Here is a 19815-nt window from a genome sequence, read left to right on the forward strand (position 1 = left end):
TCCTGCTCGGCGTCGGCCTGGCCCTCGTCCTGCTGGCCGGGCTCGCCGTGGCCGGCATCAAGATGCTCGGCCACCGGTACGACCGCACGGTGACCAAGGAGCAACTGCTCGACCCCGACGCCCGCACCACCCGCACCGACCTCGACGGGCCGCTCAACTATCTCCTGGTCGGCTCCGACCGGCGTCCCGGCGACAGCGGCCCGGACCAGCGCTCGGACACCATCCTCATCGTGCACGTCCCCGCCGGTCAGCGGGAGGCGTACCTGGTCTCCATCCCACGCGACCTGCTGGTCGCCATCCCACCCGCGAACGGCTTCGGCGGCGGTCAAGACAAGATCAATGCGGCGTACGAGCACGGCGGCGGCGGGCAGGCCGGTGCCCAACTGCTCTCCGCCACCCTGCACCGGCTCACCGGCATCCGCTTCGACGGCGCCGCGCTGATCGACTTCTCCGGCTTCCGGCAGGTCATCGACCTGCTCGGCGGAGTGGAGATGTGCGTGGACACCGAGGTCCGCTCGATCCACACCAACCGTGTCTTCCCCACCGGCTGCCACCAGATGGACGGGGCGCAGGCGCTGGACTACGTCCGCCAGCGCTACGACCTGCCCGGCGGGGACTACGACCGGCAGCACCACCAGCAGCAGTTGCTCCGGGCGATGCTGGACAGCGCCGGCCGGGCGGACCTGCGCAGCAACCCCGTCAAGCTGGACCAGGTGCTCCGGGCGGTCGGCGGCTCGCTGACCGTCGACACCAACGGCGTACCCCTGGAGGACCTGCTCCTCGCGCTCCGCGCGCTGCCGCCCGACGGAATGCGCGGCGTCCAGGTGCCCTCCTCGCCGCAGACCATCAACGAGGTCTCGTACGTGGTGCTGGACAACGGGGGCAACGGGCTCTTCGAGGCACTTCGCGGCACCCGGGTGCCCGCCTGGGCGCGGGCCAACCCCCGATGGGTGACCCGGTTGTGATGGTGCCGACGGCCCGGTCGACGGCAAACCGGGCCACGAGGATCTAGTGTTGCTTCCTGTGTTCGGACCCCAGGTTCCCACCGTGCCCGTGACCGAGATCGCCGACGATACCTACCTGCTGGATGTGCGGGAGGACGACGAGTGGGCGGCCGGCCATGCGCCCACCGCTCACCACCTGCCGATGATGGAGCTGCCGGCCCGGCTGGCCGAGGTGCCCACCGACCGGGAGGTGGCCGTCGTCTGCCGTTCCGGCGGGCGTTCCGCCCAGGTCGTCGCCTACCTGATCAACAACGGTTGGGAGCAGGTGCGCAACGCCGACGGCGGGATGCGCCAGTGGGCTGCGGTCGGCCGACCGGTGGTCGACGCGAACGGACAGCCCGGTCAGGTCATCTGAGGCCGGCGACATGGGCGGGCCACTGGTCTTCGCGCACCGCGGCGCCTCGTTCGACCTACCCGAGCACACCCTCGCCGCGTATTTGCGCGCTCTCGACGAGGGTGCGGACGGCCTGGAGTGTGACGTCCGGCTGACCCGGGACGGGCACCTGGTCTGCGTGCACGACCGACGACTCGACCGCACCAGCAACGGTCGCGGTCTGGTCAGCGCGCGTACGCTCGCCGAGTTGGACGCCCTCGACTTCGGCTCCTGGCACCCGGGCAGCGCGTCGGACGGCGACCTGCCGCCGGACGACTCGCACACCCGGCTGTTGACCCTGGCCCGGCTGCTGGACGCGGTGCTCGCGGCGGGCCGGCCGGTCCGGCTGCTGGTCGAGACGAAGCACCCGTCCCGCTACGGCTCGAACGTGGAACGGCGGCTGGTAAGGCTGCTGCGCCAGTACGGGCTGGCCGACCCCGGCCCGGACGACCCGGTGCAGGTGACCGTCATGTCGTTCTCCCCGCTGGCGGTCCGTCGGGTCCGCGAGTTGGCCCCGACGCTGCCCACCGTGCTGCTGCTGGAGGTGTTGCCGCGCTGGCTGCGGTTGGGCCGGCTGCCGTTCGGCACCCGGATCGCCGGGCCGGGCATCGGCCTGGTCCGGGCCCGCCCGCAGCTGCTGCCCGCCCTGCGCGCGGCCGGCAACCAGGTGTACGTCTGGACGGTCAACGAACCGATCGACCTGGAACTGGTGCTGGCCGCCGGGGTGGACGGGATCATCACCGACCGGCCGGCGTACGCCCTCGCCCGGTTGGACCGCTGACCCCATCGGCCGGGCAGGGGTGCCCAAAACCGGGTCGGCGGGGCAGACTCGGCACATGCCGGAGCGTATCGATTTCCCCGCTCTCCTCGCCGGCCACACCGTCGTGATCGAGATGATCAACTCTGGGGACGCCGGCCTGCCGGTCCTCACCCAACTGCTCCGGGTGGCCCAGCCGGCGCTCGGCGCGGCCGGGATGGCGTTCGTCGAGTTCGGTCCGACCGGCGGACGCGTGATCGCCGCGACCGGCGCGGCGGAGTGGGCCCTCGGTCGACCGTTGGCGGTCGACGACCCGGACACCGTCTGCCTGCTCTCCGGGCCACGGGTGACCCAGGTGCGGGTGGGTGACCTCAACGGCAAGCTGGCCGCCGAACTGGCCGGCAGCGGCCTACGCCGCATGGCGGTCTCCCGGGCCGAGATCGGCGGGCACACCGTCGGCAGCCTGCACGCGCTCTATCCGGGCGATGAGGAGCCGGGGGCCGAGCAGCAGGGGGTGGTCGGCTACCTCGCGTCCTGCGTCGCGCACATGTACGGCGACCAGAGCGGCCTGCCGGTGCACGGCGACGGGCCGGTGGTGGCGGCCCTCGCCGACGGGCTGGCCGTCGTCGACCGGGACGAGCACGTGCGGCTCTGGAACCCGGCCGCCGCGCAGGTCACCGGCCGGACGGTCGAGCAGGCGCTGAGCCGCCCGTTGCCGTTCCCACTGCCGCCCTCCGGGCAGGTTCGGGACCACCGGATGCCGGACGGCCGCTGGTTGCGGATCACCTCCGGGGATCTGCCCGGGCCGGGCACGTTGCGGGTGGTCACCTTCCGCGACATCACCGACCAGCAGCGCCGCGACCACGACCGGGAGCTGTTCGTCGCGGTGACCAGCCACGAGCTGCGCACCCCGGTCACCGTCATCAAGGGGTACGCGGACACCCTCACCGACCACTGGGAGTCGCTGACCGATGGTGATCGACGGCAGGCGGCCCGGGTGATCGGGCAACGCGCCAACGAGCTGGCCCGGTTGGTCGACCGTCTCCTCAGCTCCGCGGCCGAGGTGGGCCCGGGCGACGACCCGCCCATGCCGTTCGACCTCGGCGAGGCGCTGCGCGCCGCTGTCGTGGACCTGCCGGCGGAGCTGCGCCGCCGGCTGGTGCTCCGCCTCCCGGGCGATCTGCCCAAGGCGCTCGGCCACCGGCCCAGCCTGGCCACCGTGCTGACCGAGTTGACCACCAACGCCGGTAAGTACTCGGCACCGGACTCGGCCATCGAGATCACCGCCTCGGGCGACGGTCAACTGGTGGCGTTCCGGGTCAGCGACCAGGGCATCGGCATCCGACCCGAGCACGTGGAACGGGCGTTCGACCGGTTCTGGCAGGGCGAGTCCGGCGACCGTCGCGGTTACCCCGGGGCGGGGCTCGGCCTCTATCTCGTCCGCCGGATCGTTGAACAACAGAATGGATGGGTATCCCTACGTCCGAGGGTCGGCGGCGGTACGGTCGCAGAGGTGCGGCTACCACGCGGTTGACCAAGGGTGGCGCGACGTGGAGGCGACGGTGGCAGCGGCAACGGCGGCGAGGGATCGAGCCTGGTGCGTGGTGGTTCCCCACCACCCGGGCGGGGCACGGCTGGCCCGTCACCGGCTCGCCGCTGAGCTGGCGGACGTCGTACCCCCGATGCTCCTCGCGGACCTGATCGCGGTCCTCGCGGAGCTGGTGGGCAACGCGGTGCGGCACGCGCGGCCTCTGCCCGGCGGCGTGATCCGGGTCGCCTGGCGGCTGCGGCCCTCGGCCGACGGCGCGCTGATCCAGCTGTGCGTCACCGATGGCGGTGGCGCGCGCACCGGGCCACGGCTCCGGACGGCCAGCCCGGACGCGGCGGACGGGCGCGGGCTGCACATCGTGGCCGGCCTGGCCAGCCGCTGGGGGGTCGAGCAGGACGGCATGGGCCAGCGCGTCTGGGCGGAGTTCGACCCGGTGCCGGCACCCCGACCCGACCTGGTGCGGGCGGGCTGAGTACGGGTCGGGCGGGTCCCGGCCACGGCGAGCCGCCCGGGGCTCTAGGCTGTGACGCCGTGAGCAAGCGTCGAAAGAGCCAGCGCACCGCCGCCGACACCACCCCCCGCCGCGACAAGGTGCGGGACGTCTTCGTGCCGCGTCCGTTCGACGGGCTGGCCGACGAGTCCGAGTGGATCGCCCTGCGCGAGTTGGTGCCCGCCGCCTCCGCCCCACTGCGGCTGGTACCCGCCCTGGTCGAGGAGTTCGGTGACCGGGAGGCGACGCTCGCCACGGTGCTGCCGATGGCCGCCCCGGCGATCACCAAGCCGGACGGCCGCGTGCTCATCGGTCTCCAGCGGCATCAGCAGTCCGGCGACGTCTCCCGGGATCTGGCCGACGCGTTGCTCAGCGCGCTGCGCACCGAGCCGGGCGGTCAGGTTGCGGTGGCGCCGCTGCCCGGCCCCGGGCCCCGCCTACAGGACATCCTCGTTGACGGTCCGCTCGACATCACCATGCACGACGGTTTCGACTTCTGGCTCGACCCCGGGGCCGCCGACGATCCGACCGTCCAGGCGTCGCTGGAGCGGGCCAACGCGGCCATCTACCCGACGGTGCGGCTGAGCGCGGCGAAGGCCGCGTACTGGTGTCAGGTCCCGGAGAAGGCCCACGTGCGCTGGGTGCTGCCGGACGACGAGGACGCCGCCCTCGACGCGCTGGCCCGACTCGGCGCGGCCGGCACGCTGACGCTCGGCGAGCAGACCAAGTTCGCCGGCATGTTCCGCGCGCACGGTCGACTGGTGCCGGTCTGGGACCTGCCGGAGGAGACCCCGGCTGCCGAGTGGGAGGAGCCGGTGGCGCAGTTCGCCAAGCGGTACGCGGAGGCGCTCGCCGTCACCGAGCCTCTCGACGCCGCCGGCCGTCGGGCCCGGCAGGGGCTGCTCGGCCGCCAGCTCACCCTGCGCTGAGCCGGGTCGCCGGCCCGCTCACCCGGCGACGGGGAGCGGGTCGCGGGTGATCGGGCAGGACATGCAGCGCGGTCCGCCCCGGCCGGAGCCCAGCTCCGAGCCGGCAATCGGGATCACCTCGATGCCGGCCCGCTCCAGCTGGGCGTTGGTCTCGGTGTTGCGCTCGTAGCCGACGCAGAGTCGGGGGGCCAGCGCGAGCGTGTTGTTGCCGTCATCCCACTGCTCGCGTTCCGCGGTGACCGGATCCAGCCCGGTGTCGATGACCCGGAGCAGGTCGAGGTCCATCGCGTCGGCGGCGGCCCGCAGGAACGGGGCCGGCCCGTCCACCCGCGGGTCCTCGCCGTCCGCGCCGGCGATCACCGTGTACGCGGACAGGCTGCTCGCGATGTTGGGATACATCAGCACGGCGTCCACGTCGACCATCGTGCAGACGGTGTCGAGGTGCATGGTGGCGCGCTTCTGGGCGATCGGCACCACCAGGATGGTGTGGGCCAGGCCGGCGGCGAAGACCTGCCGGCCGAGGCGCTCGGCCCCGGCCGGTGTGGTCCGCTCGCCCACCCCGACCGCCAGCACCCCGGGGGCGAGCAGCAGCACGTCCCCGCCCTCCAGGTGCTCCAGGTGCGGGCGGTAGACGAACTCGGTGCCGGCGAACCGGGGGTGGTGGCGGTAGATGGCGTCGGTCAGGGTGGTCTCCCGGCGGCGGGCCGGCATGGCCAGGCTGGTGACACCGACCCGGTCGCCGATCCACAGCGACGAGTCGCGGGTGAACAGCAGGTTGGGCAACGGATCGATGACAAAATCCTGTCGGTCCATCAGCGTGTAGACCAGTCCGCCCGGTCGCTCCGAGCTGATCCGCAGCTCCTCGTGGGCCAGCCCGGCGGTGAGCACGTCGGCCAGCGCGGCCGGGTCCAGGTAGGAGAGGTGATCGGCGACGCGGGCGCGCAGCGTGTCGCCGAGCCGTCGGGAACGCAGCACCTCCTCGGTGAGTTCGGCGCGGGCGTCCGCGACGGCCAGCGTCTCGGCCAGCAGGGTGGCCAGGTAGAGCACCTCGACGCCGCGCTCGCGCAGGGCGGCGGCGAACGCGTCGTGCTCCTCCTGGGCGCGCCCCACCCAGGGGATCGCGTCGAACAGGAGCGAGTCGTTGTTGCGGGGGGTGAGCCGGGCCAGTTCGGGGCCGGGCCGGTGCAGCAGTACGGTGCCGAGCCGCCCGACTTCACTGTCGACGTAGTGGGTCACTCCCGCAGCGTAGGGCAGGGTTTAGCGGCATCCGAGAAAAAGAACTGTGGATGAATATGGCATTCATCCACAGTCACTCCGGCGCTCCGGCTTGCCGAACACCGGTAGTGGCAACGTAGGGTAGTGAGGACATAACTTCGAGGGACCTTTTGCCGGAGGTCGCGATGACTGTCTTTCCCGCACGACGAGCCGTACCGTCCGCTCGGGCACTGCCGCCCGTCGCGGTGCCCCACCCTCGCGTCGAGGCGCCAGGGGTTCTCGATCCGGTCCGTCCGACACCGCTCGAATGGGCCCGCCGTCGTCGGGCCGAGCGGGGTGCGCGCCGCCTGGAGGCGGCCGGGGCGCGGGCGTTGGGCCAACTCGACCACCTCGGGCCTTCCTGGCACGTGATCGAGTGGCCCCGCACCGACGTGACAGACGTCCTCGACCGCGGTCAGGACGAGCGAGCCGGGTTCCTCGCCATCGGGCCGAGCGGCCTCTTCGCCGTGACCATCGCCGACCACGGCCGGGCCAGGGTGCTCGTCGCCGGAGACGTGGTGCAGATCAACGGCAAGCGTCCCCCGTACGTGGCCGAGTCCCGCCGGGACGCCAAGCGGGCCAGCAAGGCCCTCTCCGACGCGGTCGGGCTGCCCGTTCCGGTGACGCCGGTGCTGACCTTCGTCGGCTCCGGCGTGATCAGCGTCTACGGCCTTCCCAAGGACTGCCTGATGGCCACCCACCGGGAACTGGACCGGCTGCTCGTGGCCGGTGGCAGCCGGATCAGCCCGGCCACCGCCGAGAAGCTTTCCCGGGTCGCGCAGCACCCCGGCACCTGGCTGAACGGCACTTACCGTCCAACTGCCGACTACCGGTGGTACGACGAGGGCCGAACGGCCGCTGACAAGCCGGCCCACCGCCGGTAACGTCACCGGCGACGCCACGCGGCTCCGGTCCCCCCACCTCACCGGTCCCCGCGCCGTCACCGGTCGCCCCGGTTAACGCCGAGCGGCCCGGTGACCCGGTGCGCTCGGTGATTCCGTCGGCGACCCGCTAGCGTGGACAGTCGATCGGTGCACATAGGAGGCGCGGTGGCCCACGTCGAACTTTCGCTCTCGGAAGCGTTCGTGCCGGCGGCGCGGGCCTCGACAGAGCCGGAGTCCGACAACGTCGGCCAATGGTCGTCGACAGTCTCCCGGGCCGACGAACCGTGTCTGCTGATCGACGCCGACACCCGGGTGGTGGCGATCTCCACGGCCGGCTGCGAGTTGCTCTGCCTCGGTGAACCGGACCGGCTGATCGGGCGGCCACTCCTCGACGGCGGGCTACGCCTGCTCGACTTCACCGCCAACCGGGGCGAGCTGACCGAAGCCGAGATCGACAAGATCCCACCCCTGTTGGCGCTCTCCTCCGGCCGACTCGCCCGAGGGCTGCTCCGGGTGCAGGCCGCCTCGCCGAACAGCTCCGACGCGACAGTCGACGCGATCTCCACCCCGGTGCTCACCGACGGCTCGGTCGCCGGCTCACTCACCTTCTTCTCCGAGGTCTGACCTGCGGCTGGGTGTGTCCCGCACCGCTCGCGGCGTTACCGGGGCGGGCCCACGGAAAAGCCGTAGGGTGCCCTCATGCTCGATATCGCTCTGCTGCCGGGGGAATACGCTGTGTGCCGGTTGGCCGCCGGGGCCACCCTGCCATACGCGCTGTCGAGCGGGCTACGCGACGCCGACGTGGTGACGGTGAGCTGGACCTCCGACGGGATCTCCGTGATCTGCCCGACCGACCGGGCGCCGGCGCAGGCCGTGATGGAGACGACCTGGCGTTGTCTGCGGGTCACCGCCCCGGCGGCGTTGGCCGGCACCGGCAGCCTGGCCGCGCTCGTCGACCCACTCGCCGAGGCGCGGGTCAGCACCGTCACCTTCTCCACCTTCGACACCGACTACCTGCTGGTACCGACCGTCCGGCTGACCGAGGGCACGACCGCGCTCCAGCGCGCCGGGCACCGCGTCACCGGCTGACCTTCACCCGATCAGCCGCTCACCCTACGATGGGCTCGGCCACCCCCGGCCGCGACGAATTCCCCGATGTCCCGAGGATCGGCCAGTGCCGTTCACCCCACCCCACCCCGCGTCCCCCTCACCGCGGGCGACGATCCACACCCCACCGGCGACGCCTGGCCGGGCAGTTGATCGCGTGCCGGCCCGGGCCGTCGCCCGACTGCTGCCGGTGGCGCTCGCCGTCGCGGTGCTGGCCGGCTGTGGCGCCCCACCCGGGCTGGGGGAGCCGACCGGCGTGCCCACCCACACCGCGACCCCGACGACGCCCGCCCCGAGCACCGCACCGCCGACCCCGCCGGCCAGCGCACCGTATCCCGCCACGGTGACGCCCACCCCGGACGCCGGCTTGGTCGCCACGGCCTGCCGCAACGGGCCGACCGGGCAGCGGGTCCTGCAACTCTTACGCGGCCGGGCCGGTGTGCTGCCGGCGAACGTCCGCGTCCAGGTCCGCACCGGGCCGCTCTGCGCCGGCGACTGGCAGTTCACCGTGCTGGACGTGACCGGGCACGAGCAACTCCAGGTGATCACCCGGGGCAAACCCAGCGCCCCGACGCTGGTCACCGCCGGGACGGACGTCTGCACCATCGAGGTACGCGCCACCAGCCCGGCCGGGATCCGCAGCCTCGCCTGCGACGCCGGCCCGGCCAACGGACCGGGTGCGTAGGCTGATCGGCATGCCGGGAACACCGCCGACGCGTTTCGTCTACCTCGGGCCGGAGGGCACCTTCGCCGAGCAGGCCCTGCGCTCCGTACCCGCCGCCGAGCGCGGCACCCGTACGCCCGCTCGCAGTGTCGGAGAGGCACTGGACAGCGTCCGCGCCGGCGACGCCGACGCCGCGCTGGTGCCACTGGAGAACTCGATCGGCGGCGCGGTCGGCGTCACGCTGGACGAGATGGCCGAGGGCGAACCACTGGTGATCACCCGCGAGGTGATCCTGTCGGTGGAGTTCGTCCTCGCCGCGCGGCCCGGCACCTCGCTGAGCTCGATCCGCACCGTGGCGGCCCACCCACAGGCGTCCACCCAGTGCCGAGGTTGGCTGCGTGACCACCTGCCCGACGCCGTGGTGGTCGACGTGCTCTCCAACGGCGCGGCCGCCGCCGGTGCCGGCACCGGCGAGTACGACGCGGCGATCTGCGCACCGATCGGGGCCTTGCGGCACCGACTCACCACCCTCGCCGACAAGATCGCCGACCACCCCGACGCGGTGACCCGGTTCGCGCTGGTGTCCCGCCCCGGGCCGCCACCACCGCCGACCGGTGACGACCTCACCTCGCTGGCGGTCTACATCGCCCACGACCGGGTTGGCGCGCTGCTGTCCGTGCTGATGGAGTTGGCCGTCCGTGGGGTCAACCTGACCCGGATCGAGTCCCGTCCGACCGGCGAGGCGCTGGGCCGCTACGTCTTCTTCCTGGACTGCACCGGCCACGTGGCCGACGTACGCCTCGGTGAGGCGTTGCAGGGGCTCCGCCGGGTCTGTGCCGACGTCCGCTTCCTGGGCTCCTATCCCCGGCACCGGTGGGCCGAGGCGGCGGGCGAGCGCCCGGTGCCCGCGCCAGCGGGCCTCTCCGACGTGGACTACGCCGACGCGGCGGCCTGGCTGGCCCGACTTCGCACCGGCGAGTTGACCTGATCAGGCCGGGCGCCCCGAAGATCAGGGGCGCCCGCGCCGCTGCGGTCAGCTCAGCAGACCGCCGAGCAGGCCGCCCTCCTGCTGCTGCTGGCCGCTGCCCATGACCGGCGGCTCCTCGGATGGCTGCACCACCACGAAGCCCTGACCGGCGAAGCTCATGGTGAACGACTCACCGGTGCGGCGGCCGAGCAGTGTGCCGAGGCCGAGCTGCTCGGCGCGGTGGTAGCCGGTCTGGAGGTTGGCGGACCAGCAGACCGCGGCCTGCGGGTCGACGTACGTCGGGGCGTCCACGTTGAGCACGACCGGCGTGCCCTTGGTGGTGATGGCGATCCGCCCGTAACCGCTGAACACGCAGTTGAAGAGGCCGGACGAGGACGCCATCCCGGCACCGCCGACCATCCGGATGTCGTACTGGAGGGTGGAGTCGAAGGCGAGCACGCTGCTGCCGTTGATGGAGAGGGCGTCGCCCGGCTCCAGGTCGATGATGTGCACGTCCTTGGCCAACTCGGCGAGGAACACGTCACCGTGACCGGAGACCTTCATCAGCGGGACGCCCTCGCCGGTGAGCTTCTGCTTGAGGAACTTGCCGAGCCCGCCCGAGCCCAGCGCCTCGAACTGCACATTTCCCTGGTAGGCGACCATCGACCCGACCCGGGCCATCGCCTCGCCGTTGAGTTCGATCTTCAACATCTTGGAGTTCTGCAACCGCATGCCGGGCTGCGCGGACTCCTTCTCCAGATTCCCCGCGGAGAACAGCTCGCTGCGCATGAAGGGCCTCCTGAATAGGGTCGCGTTCGCTGCACCGACGGTAGGCGACCCCGGCAAGCACCGGGCATCGGCCGGTCGTGCGGTGAGCGGCGGGATCAGCCCCAGCCGAGCGCGTGCAGTCGCGCGTCGTCGATGCCGAAGTGGTGGGCGATCTCGTGCACCACGGTCACCGCCACCTCGTCGATGACGTCCTCGTCGTTGTCACAGATCCGCAGGATGGGGCGACGGTAGATGAAGATCCGGTCGGGCAGCACGCCGGAATAGTCCCAGCCGCGTTCGGTGAGCGCATGCCCCTCGTAGAGGCCGAGCAGGTCGACCTCGCCCGGCGGCGGGTCGTCCTCGACCAGAATCACCACGTTGTTCATCAGGCCGAGCAGTTCTTCGGGCACCTCGTCGAGGGCTTCGCCGACCAACTCCTCGAAGCGCTCGCGGCTCATCTCCACCGGCACCTCGCCCATTGTGCCCGACGCGGGCGCCCGCGACCCGTTCGTGCGCGACGGCCGTGGCCGTTCAGCCGCACGGCACGGAAGAAGCGACCACCCGGGGACCGGGCGGAGGCTCCTTCCGTGGACGTACGGTGTGGGTCGTTTCGTTCAGGCGGCCAGGCGGGCGCTGAGGGTGATCTCGGCACCCGGCGACAGCAGGCGGGAGATCGGGCAGTTGGCCTTGGCGGCCTCGGCGAGCTTCTGGAATTCGGCGTCGTCGATCCCTGGGACCTGGCCGACCGTCTCCAGGTCGATCCGGGTCACGGTCATGCCGGCATCGGTCTTGTCCAGGTGCACCTTGGCGGTGGTCTCGACCGAGGTGGCCGTCGAACCCGCGTCGGCGAGCGCCTTGGAGAACGCCATCGAGAAGCAGCCTGCGTGCGCGGCCGCGATCAGCTCCTCGGGGTTGGTGCCCTCCCCCTCCTCGAAGCGCGACTTGAAGGAGTAGTTGCCGGACAGGCCGCCCTTGCCGGTGCGGACGGTGCCCGCGCCCTCGGTGAGATTGCCCTGCCATTGTGCTGAAGCGGTACGGATTGGCATGAGGCAAACGCTAGCGGAAAGGCGAGGGTCGGGCGACAGACCGGCGCGCTCGCCAGCCCTGCGATCCCGGTCACCACCAGCTTGCTGTGCCATGATGCGACCCAGGTCCCTGTCGGCGGAAGGATGGCCATGTCCGAGGAGCTTCCGATCCCACGGCAGGGCGACCCATCCGATGGCCCAGCCGTGATCGAGTGGGGTGCCGACGAGGCGGCCCCGCGACGCCGGTTCGGTTGGTCCCTGGCCGACTTCGCGCACGATCCCCGGCTGCCACTGCTGCTCGCCGGTCTGGGCGCGGTGGCCGCGGTCGCCTCACTCGTCGGTGAATGGCTGGTGATGAGCCTGCCGAACGGCGGGCCCGAGGGGAACATGACGATCCAGGTGCCGGCCGGGGTGTCCGAGGTCGGTGGCTTCGGCGTCGGCTACCTGGTCGGGCTCCTCGCCCTCGTCTGCACCGTGGCGCTGGCGTTGCGCGGTACGCCGGCCGTGCGGCCGAACGCCCGGCTGGCCGGTCTCACCCTGGCCGGCGCGCTGCTGGCGCTTCTGGTCGCGGCCACGGCCACCCTCGACGACCCCCGTCAGCGAGACTTCTTCTACCCGCCCGAGGAGGGCTACCAGACCGAGTACGGCCGCGGGCTGGTGATGGCGTTCGCCGCCTGTGTGCTGTTCGCGGCCGCCCTGCGGCTGGTGCCTGTCGCACCCCCCGGGGTGTTCGGCCCACCAGACGCTGACGGCCCCGCCGACCCGCCAGCGCGACGACCCCGGCGGCGCCGCCGAGATCACGACCTGATCGAGGACGGCCTACCCGGCCCAGCCGACCTGACAGTCACCCCCGCAGCCCCCTTCGCCCGCCCCGACCTCCAGCCCTAGACCCACCCCTCCCTCCCCCACCGCCACCTTGCCGATCAAGGAGTTGTGGTGGTCTGCACAAGTCGCACAAGCGGATAGACCGCCCACCACCACTCCATGATCGACCGGGGAGAGGCTGGGGATGGGCCGGGGACAGGGCCGGGGACAGGGGCGGCGGGGACATCTTGCGGGCGCTGGGGGTTGGCGTCCGATTCGCCTGGAAGCCATGGATGCGACCCGTTCCGCGAGGTACGGTTGCTGCCCGCCGTCACGCCGGGCCACTGTTTCGTCGGCCACGGCAGGTGCGACGGCGGCGGGCGAAGGAGGAACGATGACCCGCCCGGGACTACCCAAGCTGATCGCAACCGACCTCGACGGGACGCTGGTCCGCAGCGACGACACCGTCTCCGCGTACACCCATGGGGTGCTCGACCGGGTGCGCGCCGCCGGAATTCCGGTGGTGGGCGCGACCGGACGCGGCCCTCGGTTGACCGAGCTGACCCGCAACGACATCCGCGCCGCCGACTTCCTGGTGATGGCCGGCGGTGGTCGGGTGGTCGACCAGAGCGACCCCAGCGGCCCGGTGGTGCTCCGCGACGAGCGGCTGCCCGCCGAGGTGCTGGCCCGGCTGCTCGCCGACCTGGAGCTGGCGGTCGGCCCGCTGACCGTGATGGTCGAGGCGTCCGACGAGCACGACGCCCCGCTGTGGGGCGACTACCACGAGAGCTGGCCCTACCAGGACCGTTTCGAGGCGCGCACCCGTGACGAGTGCCTCGCCGGCGACGTGATCAAGGCATTTGCCCGGACCGCCGACCACCACGTGGACGAGCTGCTGGCGGTGGCCCGCCGGGTCGTTCCGCCGCAGGTCGCCACGCTCACCCAGGCTGGGCTCGGCTTCATCGAGATCTGCCCGCCCGGCGTGGACAAGGCGACCGGGCTGACTGTGGTGGCACAAACCCTCGGGGTCGACCCGGCCGATGTGCTGGTCTTCGGCGACATGCCCAACGACCTGCCGATGTTCGAGTGGGCCGGCTGGTCGCGGGTGGCCGTGGCCAACGCACACCCCACTCTGCGCGCCGCCGCCGACGAGGTGACCTTGCGCAACGACGACGACGGGGTGGCGGTGTATCTCGACCGGCTACTGTCCAGGTGATGGGAGACCCACCCCGGCTCATCGCCACCGACATCGACGGCACACTGATCCACGACGACCAGACCGTCAGCCCTCGCACCGCCGGCGTGCTCGCGCGGATCTCCGCGCGAGGCACGCCGGTCGTTCTGGTCACCGGCCGTCCGGTCCGCTGGCTCAAGATGGTGTACGACCAGCTCGCCCGGCCGCTGCCGGCGGTCTGCGCCAACGGCGCCGTGGTCTACGACCCGTTCGAGGACGAGGTGGTGCGGGCCGACCCGCTCGCACCACATCACCTGGCCGAGGTGGCGCGGCGGCTACGGGCCGAGGTGCCGGGGATCAGCTTCGCCGTGGAGATCCTGGACAGCCGGGAGATGCGGCACGAGGCGCACTATCCGCTGCGCTGGGACGTCGAGACCGACGGCATTCGGCCGATCGAGACGCCGGAGGAGTTGCTGTCGGCCCCGGCGGTGAAGCTCCTGGCCCGAGCGGGCGAACAGGACCCGGACGCCTTCGCCGAGCTGATCGCCACGGCGGTGGCGGGGCTGGCCGAGGCCACCCACTCGTCGTCCTCGGGGCTGGTGGAGATCTCCGCGGCCGGGGTGACCAAGGCGGCGGGGCTGGCCTGGTACTGCGACCAGCTCGGGGTGGCCGCGGCGGACGTGCTGGCCTTCGGCGACATGCCCAACGACGTACCGATGCTGACCTGGGCCGGACGCGGCGTGGCGGTGGCCAACGCGCACCGAGCCGTCCTGGCGGTCGCCGACGACGTGACGACGGCGAACACCGAGGACGGCGTGGCGACGTACCTGGAGAAGATCTTCGGGGTGGACTGAGGTCAGAGGTACTGACCGGTGTTGTGGCTCTCGCCGCCACCCGGCTGGCCGATGCCCGGCATCCCGGGGACGATCCCGCCGGGACCGCTGGGCAGCGCCTGCCGGCCGCCGCGCATCTGCTCCAACTGCACCCGGGCGGCCATCTGCTGGGCCACCAGGGCCGCCTGGATGCCATGGAACAGGCCCTCCAGCCAGCCGACGAGCTGGGCGTGGGCGATGCGCAGCTCGCCCTCGCTGGGGGCCTTGTCCTCGGCGAAGGGCAGCGAGATGCGCTCCAGCTCGTCCCGCAGCTCGGGCGCGAGACCCTCCTTGAGCTCGACGATCGACCGCTCGTGGATCTCCCGCATCCGGCTGCGGCTGGCGTCGTCGAGAGGCGCGGCCTTCACCTCCTCCAACAACTGCTTGATCATGCTGCCGATCCGCATCACCTTGGCCGGCTGTTCGACCAGACGGGTCGGGTCCTCACCCTGGCCCTCGTCGGTCTGCATCGTGCCGATCGGCCGGCCGTCCGGGCCGACCACCACAACGGTGCCGGATTGGCCGGAGTCGTCGGGGCCGGGCTCGTCGTTCTGTCCAGCGGAGCGCGCTTCGGTCATGGGGTCCATCTTTACCCAGTGGGCGCGAGCCATGCCGCCCGGGACCGACTCCCAGGGCCGAACCACCCGGGCGGGGCGCGCTACCGTCGCCCCCATGCCCGTCGACCCACGCGCAGTGTTGACCCGGCCCGCACCGGAGCCCGACCGGACCGTGGCGTACGGGGACGACCCGAACCAGGTGGCCGATCTGCGCCTTCCGGCGGGAGTGGGGCCGGCCCGACCGCTGGTCGTCGTCCTGCACGGCGGTTTCTGGCGGGCCGAGTACGACCGGCGGCACACCGGCCCGCTGGCCGCCGCCCTCGCCGCCGAGGGCTACCCGGTGGCGCAGCTGGAATACCGCCGCACCGGGCAACCCGGTGGTGGGTGGCCGGGCACCCTGACCGACGTGTTGACCGGGGTGGCCGAGCTGCCCGTGCTGGCGGCCGAGGCGCTGCCCGGCCGGGTGAGCCGGGCCGCGCCGATCCTGGTCGGGCACTCCGCCGGTGGTCACCTGGCGCTGTATGTGGCGGCCACCGCCCCGGCGACGGTGGGTGGGGTGCTCGCCCTGGCCCCGGTGGCCGATCTGGGCGAGGCGTACCGGCGTGACCTGGACTCCGGGGCGGTCGCCGCGCTGCTCGGCGGCGGACCGGAGCAGGTCCCGGACCGGTACGCGGCAGCGGATCCACGGATATTGGTACCGGCGCGAACACGCACGGTAGTTGTGCACGGCTCGGACGATCTCCAGGTTCCGGTGGAGATGAGCAGGGATTTCGTCGCGGCGGTTCGTGGCGCAGGTTCCGATATTTCCCTTGTTGAACTTCCTGGATGCGAGCATTTCGGGCTGATCGACCCGGAGTCCTTCGCCTGGCCCCAGGTCCGTGCTGTGTTGCGGTCCCTGCACGATGATCACTAGCCATTGACGCAGCGTCGCGGACCAGGTAGAACGCCGAAGGGGTGGTGTTCGGCCCTGCAACGCTCCTCGGAAGGAACTCGGTGTCGCAGATGAATCGCAGACGGGCGCTCCAACTGTTGGCCGCGCTCGGTACCACCGGGTTCGTCGCCGGGTGTGGCTCAGACAGTGACACCGAACCGAACGCCAACCGCAGCCCGGTCAAGATCGGGCTGATCACACCCCAGGCCGGTGGCTTCAAGAGCATCGGCGATGACATCACCAATGGCTTCCAGCTCTTCCTGGACCTGAACGACCAGCAGCTGGGCGGCCACCCGGTGGAGCTGCTGACCGCCGACGAGGGCGACACCGCGAAGTCCGGCAAGGCCGCCGTCGAGGGCCTGCTCAAGCAGGGCGTGCTGGCGCTCACCGGCGTGGTCAACTCGGCGGTGATGGTCGGCATCCGGGACACCGTGGAGCAGGCCCGGGTCCCGCTCATCGGCTCCAACGCCTCACCGAGCAGCCTGCAGAGCGTCTTCTACATCTGGCGGACGTCGTACGTGCTCGACGAGGCCGGCAAGGCGCTGGGCCGCTACCTGCGTGACCAACTGCCGGCGAACGGTCGCGTCGCGATCATCATGCCGGAGAACGTCGGGAGCCCGGACGTGGTCCGCGGCTTCCGGCAGGAGTTCGGCACGTCCGACCCCCGGATCCGCGACGAGGTGACCTACACCAGCGCCACGGCCAACCCCGGCAAGACGACGTACGCCTCGGACATCTCCAAGGCCCTGGCCAAGAAGCCCACGGCGGTCTTCTGCTTCTTCGCCGGGACGGCCGCCGTGGAGTTCATCAAGCAGCTGCGGGAGAAGTACGCCGGGCCGATCTACGCGCCCGGCTTCCTCACCGAGGGCGCCGTGCTGGACAGCCTGAAAGACAATGCGCTGGGCATCCAGACCGCGTTGAACTACTCGGCCGACCTGAACAACACGTCGAACCGGGTCTTCGCCTCGGCGTACCGCAAGAAGCACCAGGTCACCCCCACCACCTACGCGATGGCGTCGTACGACGCGGCGCAGGTCCTCGACCAGGCCATCCAGCTGGCCGGCGGGAAGCCCACCCCGCAGCAGGTCAACCTGGCCCTGGGCAAGATCGGCCAGATCGACAGCCCGCGCGGCATCTGGCAGTTCAACCAGCCGCGTACCCCGCAGCAGAAGTGGTACCTGCGCGAGGTGCAGCGCGACGGTCGCGTCCTGTCGAACGTGCTGATCAACGAGCTGGCCACGCTGGGCTGAACGCCCACCCGGAGCACGATTCGGGGCCGGCCTCCCAGTGGGAGGCCGGCCCCGAGACGTTCGTGGGTCAGTGCCGCAGCTCGGCGATGCAGCACTTCACGCTGCCGCCGCCCTTCTTCAGCTCGGCCAACTCGACGGGGACCGGGGTGTAACCGGCGGCCTTGAGCTTGCCGGCCAGGCGGGTGGCCTCGCTGTTGAGCACCACGTTCGCGCCGTCACTGACCAGGTTGAGCCCGAAGGCCATCGCGTCCTCGTCGTCGGCGATCACCGCGTCCGGGAAGAGCTGGGTGAGCACCCGCTGGCTGGCCGCCGAGAACGCGCCCGGGAAGTAGACGACGTTCGCGTCGTCGATGGCCGCCAGCGCCACGTCCAGGTGGTAGAAGCGAGGGTCGATCAGGCGCAGCGACACCACCGGGCGGCCCAGCGCCTCCTGCGCCTCCGCGTGCGCCGGGAGCTCGGTGCGGAAGCCGTGCCCGGCCAGGATGAGACCGCCGTGCGCCTCCGGCACGTACGCGAAGTCGCCCTCGCCCTCGTTGGTCTCGCTGGGTGCGATGAACCGCCAGCCCTGCGCCTCGTAGAAGGCGTGGTGGGCGGCCGCCTCGGCGGCCCGCTGCTCGTGTTTGAACCGGGCGCCGTAGACGCTCCCGTCCACCACGAAGCCGCCGTTGGCGGCGTAGACCATGTCGGGCAGGCCCGACTCGGGGCGGAGCAGGTGCACCTCGTGGCCGAGGCCGACCAGCGTCTCGCGCAGCCGGTCCCACTGCTTCACGGCCAGGTCGCGGTCGACCGGGGTGGTCACGTCCATCCACGGGTTGATCGCGTACTCGACCGCGAAGTACTCCGGCGAGCACATGAGATATGTCCGCTTTCGCGGGAAACGCTGCTGGTTCACGGTCACCAAGAGTAGGTACCGTGGAACTTTGAAAACAGCCACAAGTGTTGCTTCCCAGAGGCGGAACGTTGCAGATTGACGCGGTAGACCAGCGGATCATTGCGTTACTCGTCGCGGACGCCCGTGCGTCCTACGCCGACATCGGCGCGCGGGTGTCACTCTCCGCCCCGGCGGTCAAGCGTCGCGTCGACCGACTGCGCGCCACCGGCGTGATCAGGGGATTTACGGCCGTCGTTGATCCGGCCGCCGTCGGCTGGACGACGGAGGCCTTCGTCGAGCTGTTCTGCGCCGGGCGGACCACCCCGGCGCAGATCGGCGTGGCCGCCCGCCGACACCCCGAGGTGGTCGGCGCGTACACCGTCTCCGGGGAGGCGGACGCGCTCGTGCATCTGCGCGCCGCCGACATCGCCCACCTGGAGGCGGCGCTGGAGCGGTTGCGCGCCGAGTCCTTCGTGACCTCCACCCGCAGCACCATCGTGCTCTCGCGGCTGGTCGAATCGCCCGGCGTCGGCCCGTCCCACAGCACCTCTTGACCTCAACTCGGGTTGAGCAGATCGACTGACCCCGAGTGGGCCAGGCGGTCCACCGAGACCGAGAGGGGCTGTCATGCGGGCGATCTGGCTACACGAGTTCGGCGGACCCGAGGTGCTGGTGCCCGGCCCCGCACCCGACCCGGTGCCCGGCCCCGGCCAGGTGCTGATCGACGTCGCGCACGCGAACATCACCTTCATCGAGACGCAACTGCGCGCCGGTCACCCCGGCCCGTTCCGCCTCACCCCACCACTGATTCCCGGCAACGGCATCGGCGGGGTGATTGCGGCAGTCGGGTCGGACGTCGACCCGGCGTTGATCGGACGGCGGGTGGTCAGCGCCACCGGAGGTTCCGGCGGTTACGCCGAACGCGCGGCCGTGGACGCGTCGGCGCCGATCGCGGTGCCGGCCGGGCTGGCGCTCGACGCGGCGGTCGCGCTGCTGGCCGACGGACGGACCGCCACCATGCTGATCGAAGCGGTCGGCGTCCGTCCGGGTGACCGGGTGCTGGTGGAAGCCGCGGCCGGCGGCGTGGGGAGCCTGTTGATGCAGCTCGCGGCCCGCGCCGGGGCCCGGGTGATCGGCGTGGCCGGTGGGCGACGCAAGGTGGACCGGCTACCCGACCTGGGCGCCGAGGTGGCCGTCGACTACCTGCTGCCCGACTGGGCCGAGCAGGTCCGCGCTGCGGTGGGCGGGGTCGACGTGGTGTTCGACGGGGTCGGCGGCGCGGTGGCCCGAGCCGCCTTCGACCTGCTCCTGCCGGGCGGTCGGATGGTCAGCTTCGGGTTGGCGAGCGGGGAGTGGTCCCCGGTGTCGGCGGAGGCCGCCACGGCGCGGCAGGTCACCCTGATCCGGCCGGACGTGCCACCGGCCCGGCTGCGGGCGTACACCGAACAGGCCCTCTCGGACGCGGCGGCCGGCCGCTTGCGACCGCTCATCGGCCAGCGTTTCCCGTTGGAACGCGCCGCCGACGCACACGCCGCCATCGAGGCGCGTGGGACGGTCGGCAAGACCCTGCTGGACGTGGCCTGAT

The 19815-nt window shown here is 71.9% G+C and carries 24 protein-coding genes; 18 read left to right on the top strand and 6 right to left on the bottom strand.

Going from position 1 to position 19815, the window contains the following annotated elements; translation table 11 throughout:
- Positions 1-47: 47 nt before the first annotated feature.
- From EV382_RS24855 to EV382_RS24880, 6 genes are all read left to right on the top strand, one after another.
- On the top strand, positions 48-965 hold the full coding sequence (locus tag EV382_RS24855) for an LCP family protein (protein WP_435819351.1): 918 nt from the start codon (positions 48-50) through the stop codon (positions 963-965).
- A gap of 58 nt (positions 966-1023) precedes the next feature.
- Positions 1024-1359, top strand: coding sequence for a rhodanese-like domain-containing protein (locus EV382_RS24860; protein WP_130405680.1), 336 nt, complete (start codon positions 1024-1026; stop codon positions 1357-1359).
- A gap of 10 nt (positions 1360-1369) precedes the next feature.
- The gene (locus tag EV382_RS24865; RefSeq protein WP_130405682.1) at positions 1370-2158 is read left to right on the top strand and encodes a glycerophosphodiester phosphodiesterase; all 789 of its coding nucleotides are present in this window, start codon (positions 1370-1372) and stop codon (positions 2156-2158) included.
- Between the two features lie 55 nt (positions 2159-2213).
- Positions 2214-3668: a sensor histidine kinase gene (locus EV382_RS24870; RefSeq protein WP_130405684.1), complete on the top strand. Its 1455-nt coding sequence runs from the start codon at positions 2214-2216 to the stop codon at positions 3666-3668.
- Positions 3669-3735: 67 nt separating this feature from the next.
- Positions 3736-4155 (top strand): ATP-binding protein, encoded by a 420-nt coding sequence (locus tag EV382_RS24875; protein WP_244236992.1) that lies wholly within the window; start codon positions 3736-3738, stop codon positions 4153-4155.
- 59 nt (positions 4156-4214) lie between these two features.
- Positions 4215-5102, top strand: coding sequence for a DUF5926 family protein (locus tag EV382_RS24880; RefSeq protein WP_130405688.1), 888 nt, complete (start codon positions 4215-4217; stop codon positions 5100-5102).
- Between the two features lie 18 nt (positions 5103-5120).
- Here EV382_RS24880 and EV382_RS24885 read toward each other — a convergent pair whose 3' ends face one another.
- Positions 5121-6338 carry an arginine deiminase gene (locus EV382_RS24885; RefSeq protein ID WP_130405690.1) on the bottom strand — a complete coding sequence of 406 codons (1218 nt, stop codon included), beginning with the start codon at positions 6336-6338 and terminating at the stop codon, positions 5121-5123.
- Between the two features lie 164 nt (positions 6339-6502).
- On the opposite strand from EV382_RS24885, the gene EV382_RS24890 reads away from it, so the two are divergent.
- The 5 genes from EV382_RS24890 to pheA all read left to right on the top strand — a co-directional run bounded on the left by EV382_RS24890 (position 6503) and on the right by pheA (position 9999).
- Positions 6503-7240, top strand: coding sequence for a hypothetical protein (locus EV382_RS24890; RefSeq protein ID WP_130405692.1), 738 nt, complete (start codon positions 6503-6505; stop codon positions 7238-7240).
- Positions 7241-7405: 165 nt separating this feature from the next.
- Positions 7406-7864: a hypothetical protein gene (locus tag EV382_RS24895; RefSeq protein WP_130405694.1), complete on the top strand. Its 459-nt coding sequence runs from the start codon at positions 7406-7408 to the stop codon at positions 7862-7864.
- Between the two features lie 75 nt (positions 7865-7939).
- Positions 7940-8329, top strand: coding sequence for an ACT domain-containing protein (locus EV382_RS24900; protein ID WP_130405696.1), 390 nt, complete (start codon positions 7940-7942; stop codon positions 8327-8329).
- A gap of 175 nt (positions 8330-8504) precedes the next feature.
- The gene (locus tag EV382_RS24905; RefSeq protein WP_244236809.1) at positions 8505-9032 is read left to right on the top strand and encodes a hypothetical protein; all 528 of its coding nucleotides are present in this window, start codon (positions 8505-8507) and stop codon (positions 9030-9032) included.
- 10 nt (positions 9033-9042) lie between these two features.
- Positions 9043-9999 (top strand): prephenate dehydratase, encoded by a 957-nt coding sequence (gene pheA, locus EV382_RS24910; protein WP_130405698.1) that lies wholly within the window; start codon positions 9043-9045, stop codon positions 9997-9999.
- A gap of 45 nt (positions 10000-10044) precedes the next feature.
- Here pheA and EV382_RS24915 read toward each other — a convergent pair whose 3' ends face one another.
- The 3 genes from EV382_RS24915 to EV382_RS24925 form a co-directional block, all read right to left on the bottom strand.
- Complete coding sequence (locus EV382_RS24915; RefSeq protein ID WP_130405700.1) at positions 10045-10767, bottom strand: AIM24 family protein; 723 nt, start codon at positions 10765-10767, stop codon at positions 10045-10047.
- Between the two features lie 95 nt (positions 10768-10862).
- Entirely contained in the window at positions 10863-11210 is a 348-nt protein-coding gene (locus EV382_RS24920; protein WP_196924705.1) for a metallopeptidase family protein, read from the bottom strand.
- Positions 11211-11360: 150 nt separating this feature from the next.
- Positions 11361-11792, bottom strand: a complete 432-nt coding sequence (locus EV382_RS24925; protein WP_130405704.1) for an OsmC family protein — start codon at positions 11790-11792, stop codon at positions 11361-11363.
- A 129-nt stretch (positions 11793-11921) separates the two neighbouring features.
- Between EV382_RS24925 and EV382_RS24930 the strand changes: the two genes are divergently transcribed.
- From EV382_RS24930 to EV382_RS24940, 3 genes are all read left to right on the top strand, one after another.
- Positions 11922-12659: a hypothetical protein gene (locus EV382_RS24930; protein ID WP_130405706.1), complete on the top strand. Its 738-nt coding sequence runs from the start codon at positions 11922-11924 to the stop codon at positions 12657-12659.
- A 310-nt stretch (positions 12660-12969) separates the two neighbouring features.
- A complete protein-coding gene (locus tag EV382_RS24935) occupies positions 12970-13791 on the top strand; it encodes an HAD family hydrolase (RefSeq protein WP_130405708.1) in 822 nt (273 codons plus the stop codon).
- Positions 13791-14603 (top strand): HAD family hydrolase, encoded by an 813-nt coding sequence (locus EV382_RS24940; RefSeq protein ID WP_130405710.1) that lies wholly within the window; start codon positions 13791-13793, stop codon positions 14601-14603. The genes EV382_RS24935 and EV382_RS24940 overlap by 1 nt, the downstream gene beginning before the upstream one ends.
- 2 nt (positions 14604-14605) lie before the next feature.
- Here the strand turns inward: EV382_RS24940 and EV382_RS24945 are convergent, their stop codons facing one another.
- A complete protein-coding gene (locus tag EV382_RS24945; protein WP_130405712.1) occupies positions 14606-15208 on the bottom strand; it encodes a bacterial proteasome activator family protein in 603 nt (200 codons plus the stop codon).
- Between the two features lie 85 nt (positions 15209-15293).
- On the opposite strand from EV382_RS24945, the gene EV382_RS24950 reads away from it, so the two are divergent.
- Both EV382_RS24950 and EV382_RS24955 read left to right on the top strand, forming a co-directional pair.
- Positions 15294-16091: an alpha/beta hydrolase family protein gene (locus tag EV382_RS24950; protein WP_130405714.1), complete on the top strand. Its 798-nt coding sequence runs from the start codon at positions 15294-15296 to the stop codon at positions 16089-16091.
- Positions 16092-16171: 80 nt separating this feature from the next.
- On the top strand, positions 16172-17359 hold the full coding sequence (locus tag EV382_RS24955; RefSeq protein WP_130405716.1) for an ABC transporter substrate-binding protein: 1188 nt from the start codon (positions 16172-16174) through the stop codon (positions 17357-17359).
- Between the two features lie 67 nt (positions 17360-17426).
- On the opposite strand, the gene ddaH is transcribed toward EV382_RS24955, so the two are convergent.
- Positions 17427-18260: a dimethylargininase gene (ddaH, locus tag EV382_RS24960; RefSeq protein ID WP_208758492.1), complete on the bottom strand. Its 834-nt coding sequence runs from the start codon at positions 18258-18260 to the stop codon at positions 17427-17429.
- A 59-nt stretch (positions 18261-18319) separates the two neighbouring features.
- On the opposite strand from ddaH, the gene EV382_RS24965 reads away from it, so the two are divergent.
- On the top strand, positions 18320-18784 hold the full coding sequence (locus tag EV382_RS24965) for an Lrp/AsnC family transcriptional regulator (RefSeq protein ID WP_130409178.1): 465 nt from the start codon (positions 18320-18322) through the stop codon (positions 18782-18784).
- A 73-nt stretch (positions 18785-18857) separates the two neighbouring features.
- Positions 18858-19814: a zinc-binding dehydrogenase gene (locus tag EV382_RS24970; RefSeq protein ID WP_130405718.1), complete on the top strand. Its 957-nt coding sequence runs from the start codon at positions 18858-18860 to the stop codon at positions 19812-19814.
- Position 19815: the final 1 nt, after the last annotated feature.

Origin of the sequence: Micromonospora violae (assembly GCF_004217135.1) — a bacterium.
In the GTDB taxonomy this organism is placed as follows: domain Bacteria; phylum Actinomycetota; class Actinomycetes; order Mycobacteriales; family Micromonosporaceae; genus Micromonospora; species Micromonospora violae.

Coding starts and splice junctions, on each gene's coding strand:
- EV382_RS24945 (WP_130405712.1), bottom strand. CDS start 15,208: ATGGACCCCATGACCGAAGCGCGCTCCGCTGGACAGAACGACGAGCCC.
- EV382_RS24970 (WP_130405718.1), top strand. CDS start 18,858: ATGCGGGCGATCTGGCTACACGAGTTCGGCGGACCCGAGGTGCTGGTG.
- EV382_RS24915 (WP_130405700.1), bottom strand. CDS start 10,767: ATGCGCAGCGAGCTGTTCTCCGCGGGGAATCTGGAGAAGGAGTCCGCG.
- EV382_RS24870 (WP_130405684.1), top strand. CDS start 2,214: ATGCCGGAGCGTATCGATTTCCCCGCTCTCCTCGCCGGCCACACCGTC.
- pheA (WP_130405698.1), top strand. CDS start 9,043: ATGCCGGGAACACCGCCGACGCGTTTCGTCTACCTCGGGCCGGAGGGC.
- EV382_RS24940 (WP_130405710.1), top strand. CDS start 13,791: ATGGGAGACCCACCCCGGCTCATCGCCACCGACATCGACGGCACACTG.
- EV382_RS24865 (WP_130405682.1), top strand. CDS start 1,370: ATGGGCGGGCCACTGGTCTTCGCGCACCGCGGCGCCTCGTTCGACCTA.
- EV382_RS24925 (WP_130405704.1), bottom strand. CDS start 11,792: ATGCCAATCCGTACCGCTTCAGCACAATGGCAGGGCAATCTCACCGAG.
- EV382_RS24900 (WP_130405696.1), top strand. CDS start 7,940: ATGCTCGATATCGCTCTGCTGCCGGGGGAATACGCTGTGTGCCGGTTG.
- EV382_RS24935 (WP_130405708.1), top strand. CDS start 12,970: ATGACCCGCCCGGGACTACCCAAGCTGATCGCAACCGACCTCGACGGG.
- EV382_RS24890 (WP_130405692.1), top strand. CDS start 6,503: ATGACTGTCTTTCCCGCACGACGAGCCGTACCGTCCGCTCGGGCACTG.
- EV382_RS24950 (WP_130405714.1), top strand. CDS start 15,294: ATGCCCGTCGACCCACGCGCAGTGTTGACCCGGCCCGCACCGGAGCCC.
- EV382_RS24930 (WP_130405706.1), top strand. CDS start 11,922: ATGTCCGAGGAGCTTCCGATCCCACGGCAGGGCGACCCATCCGATGGC.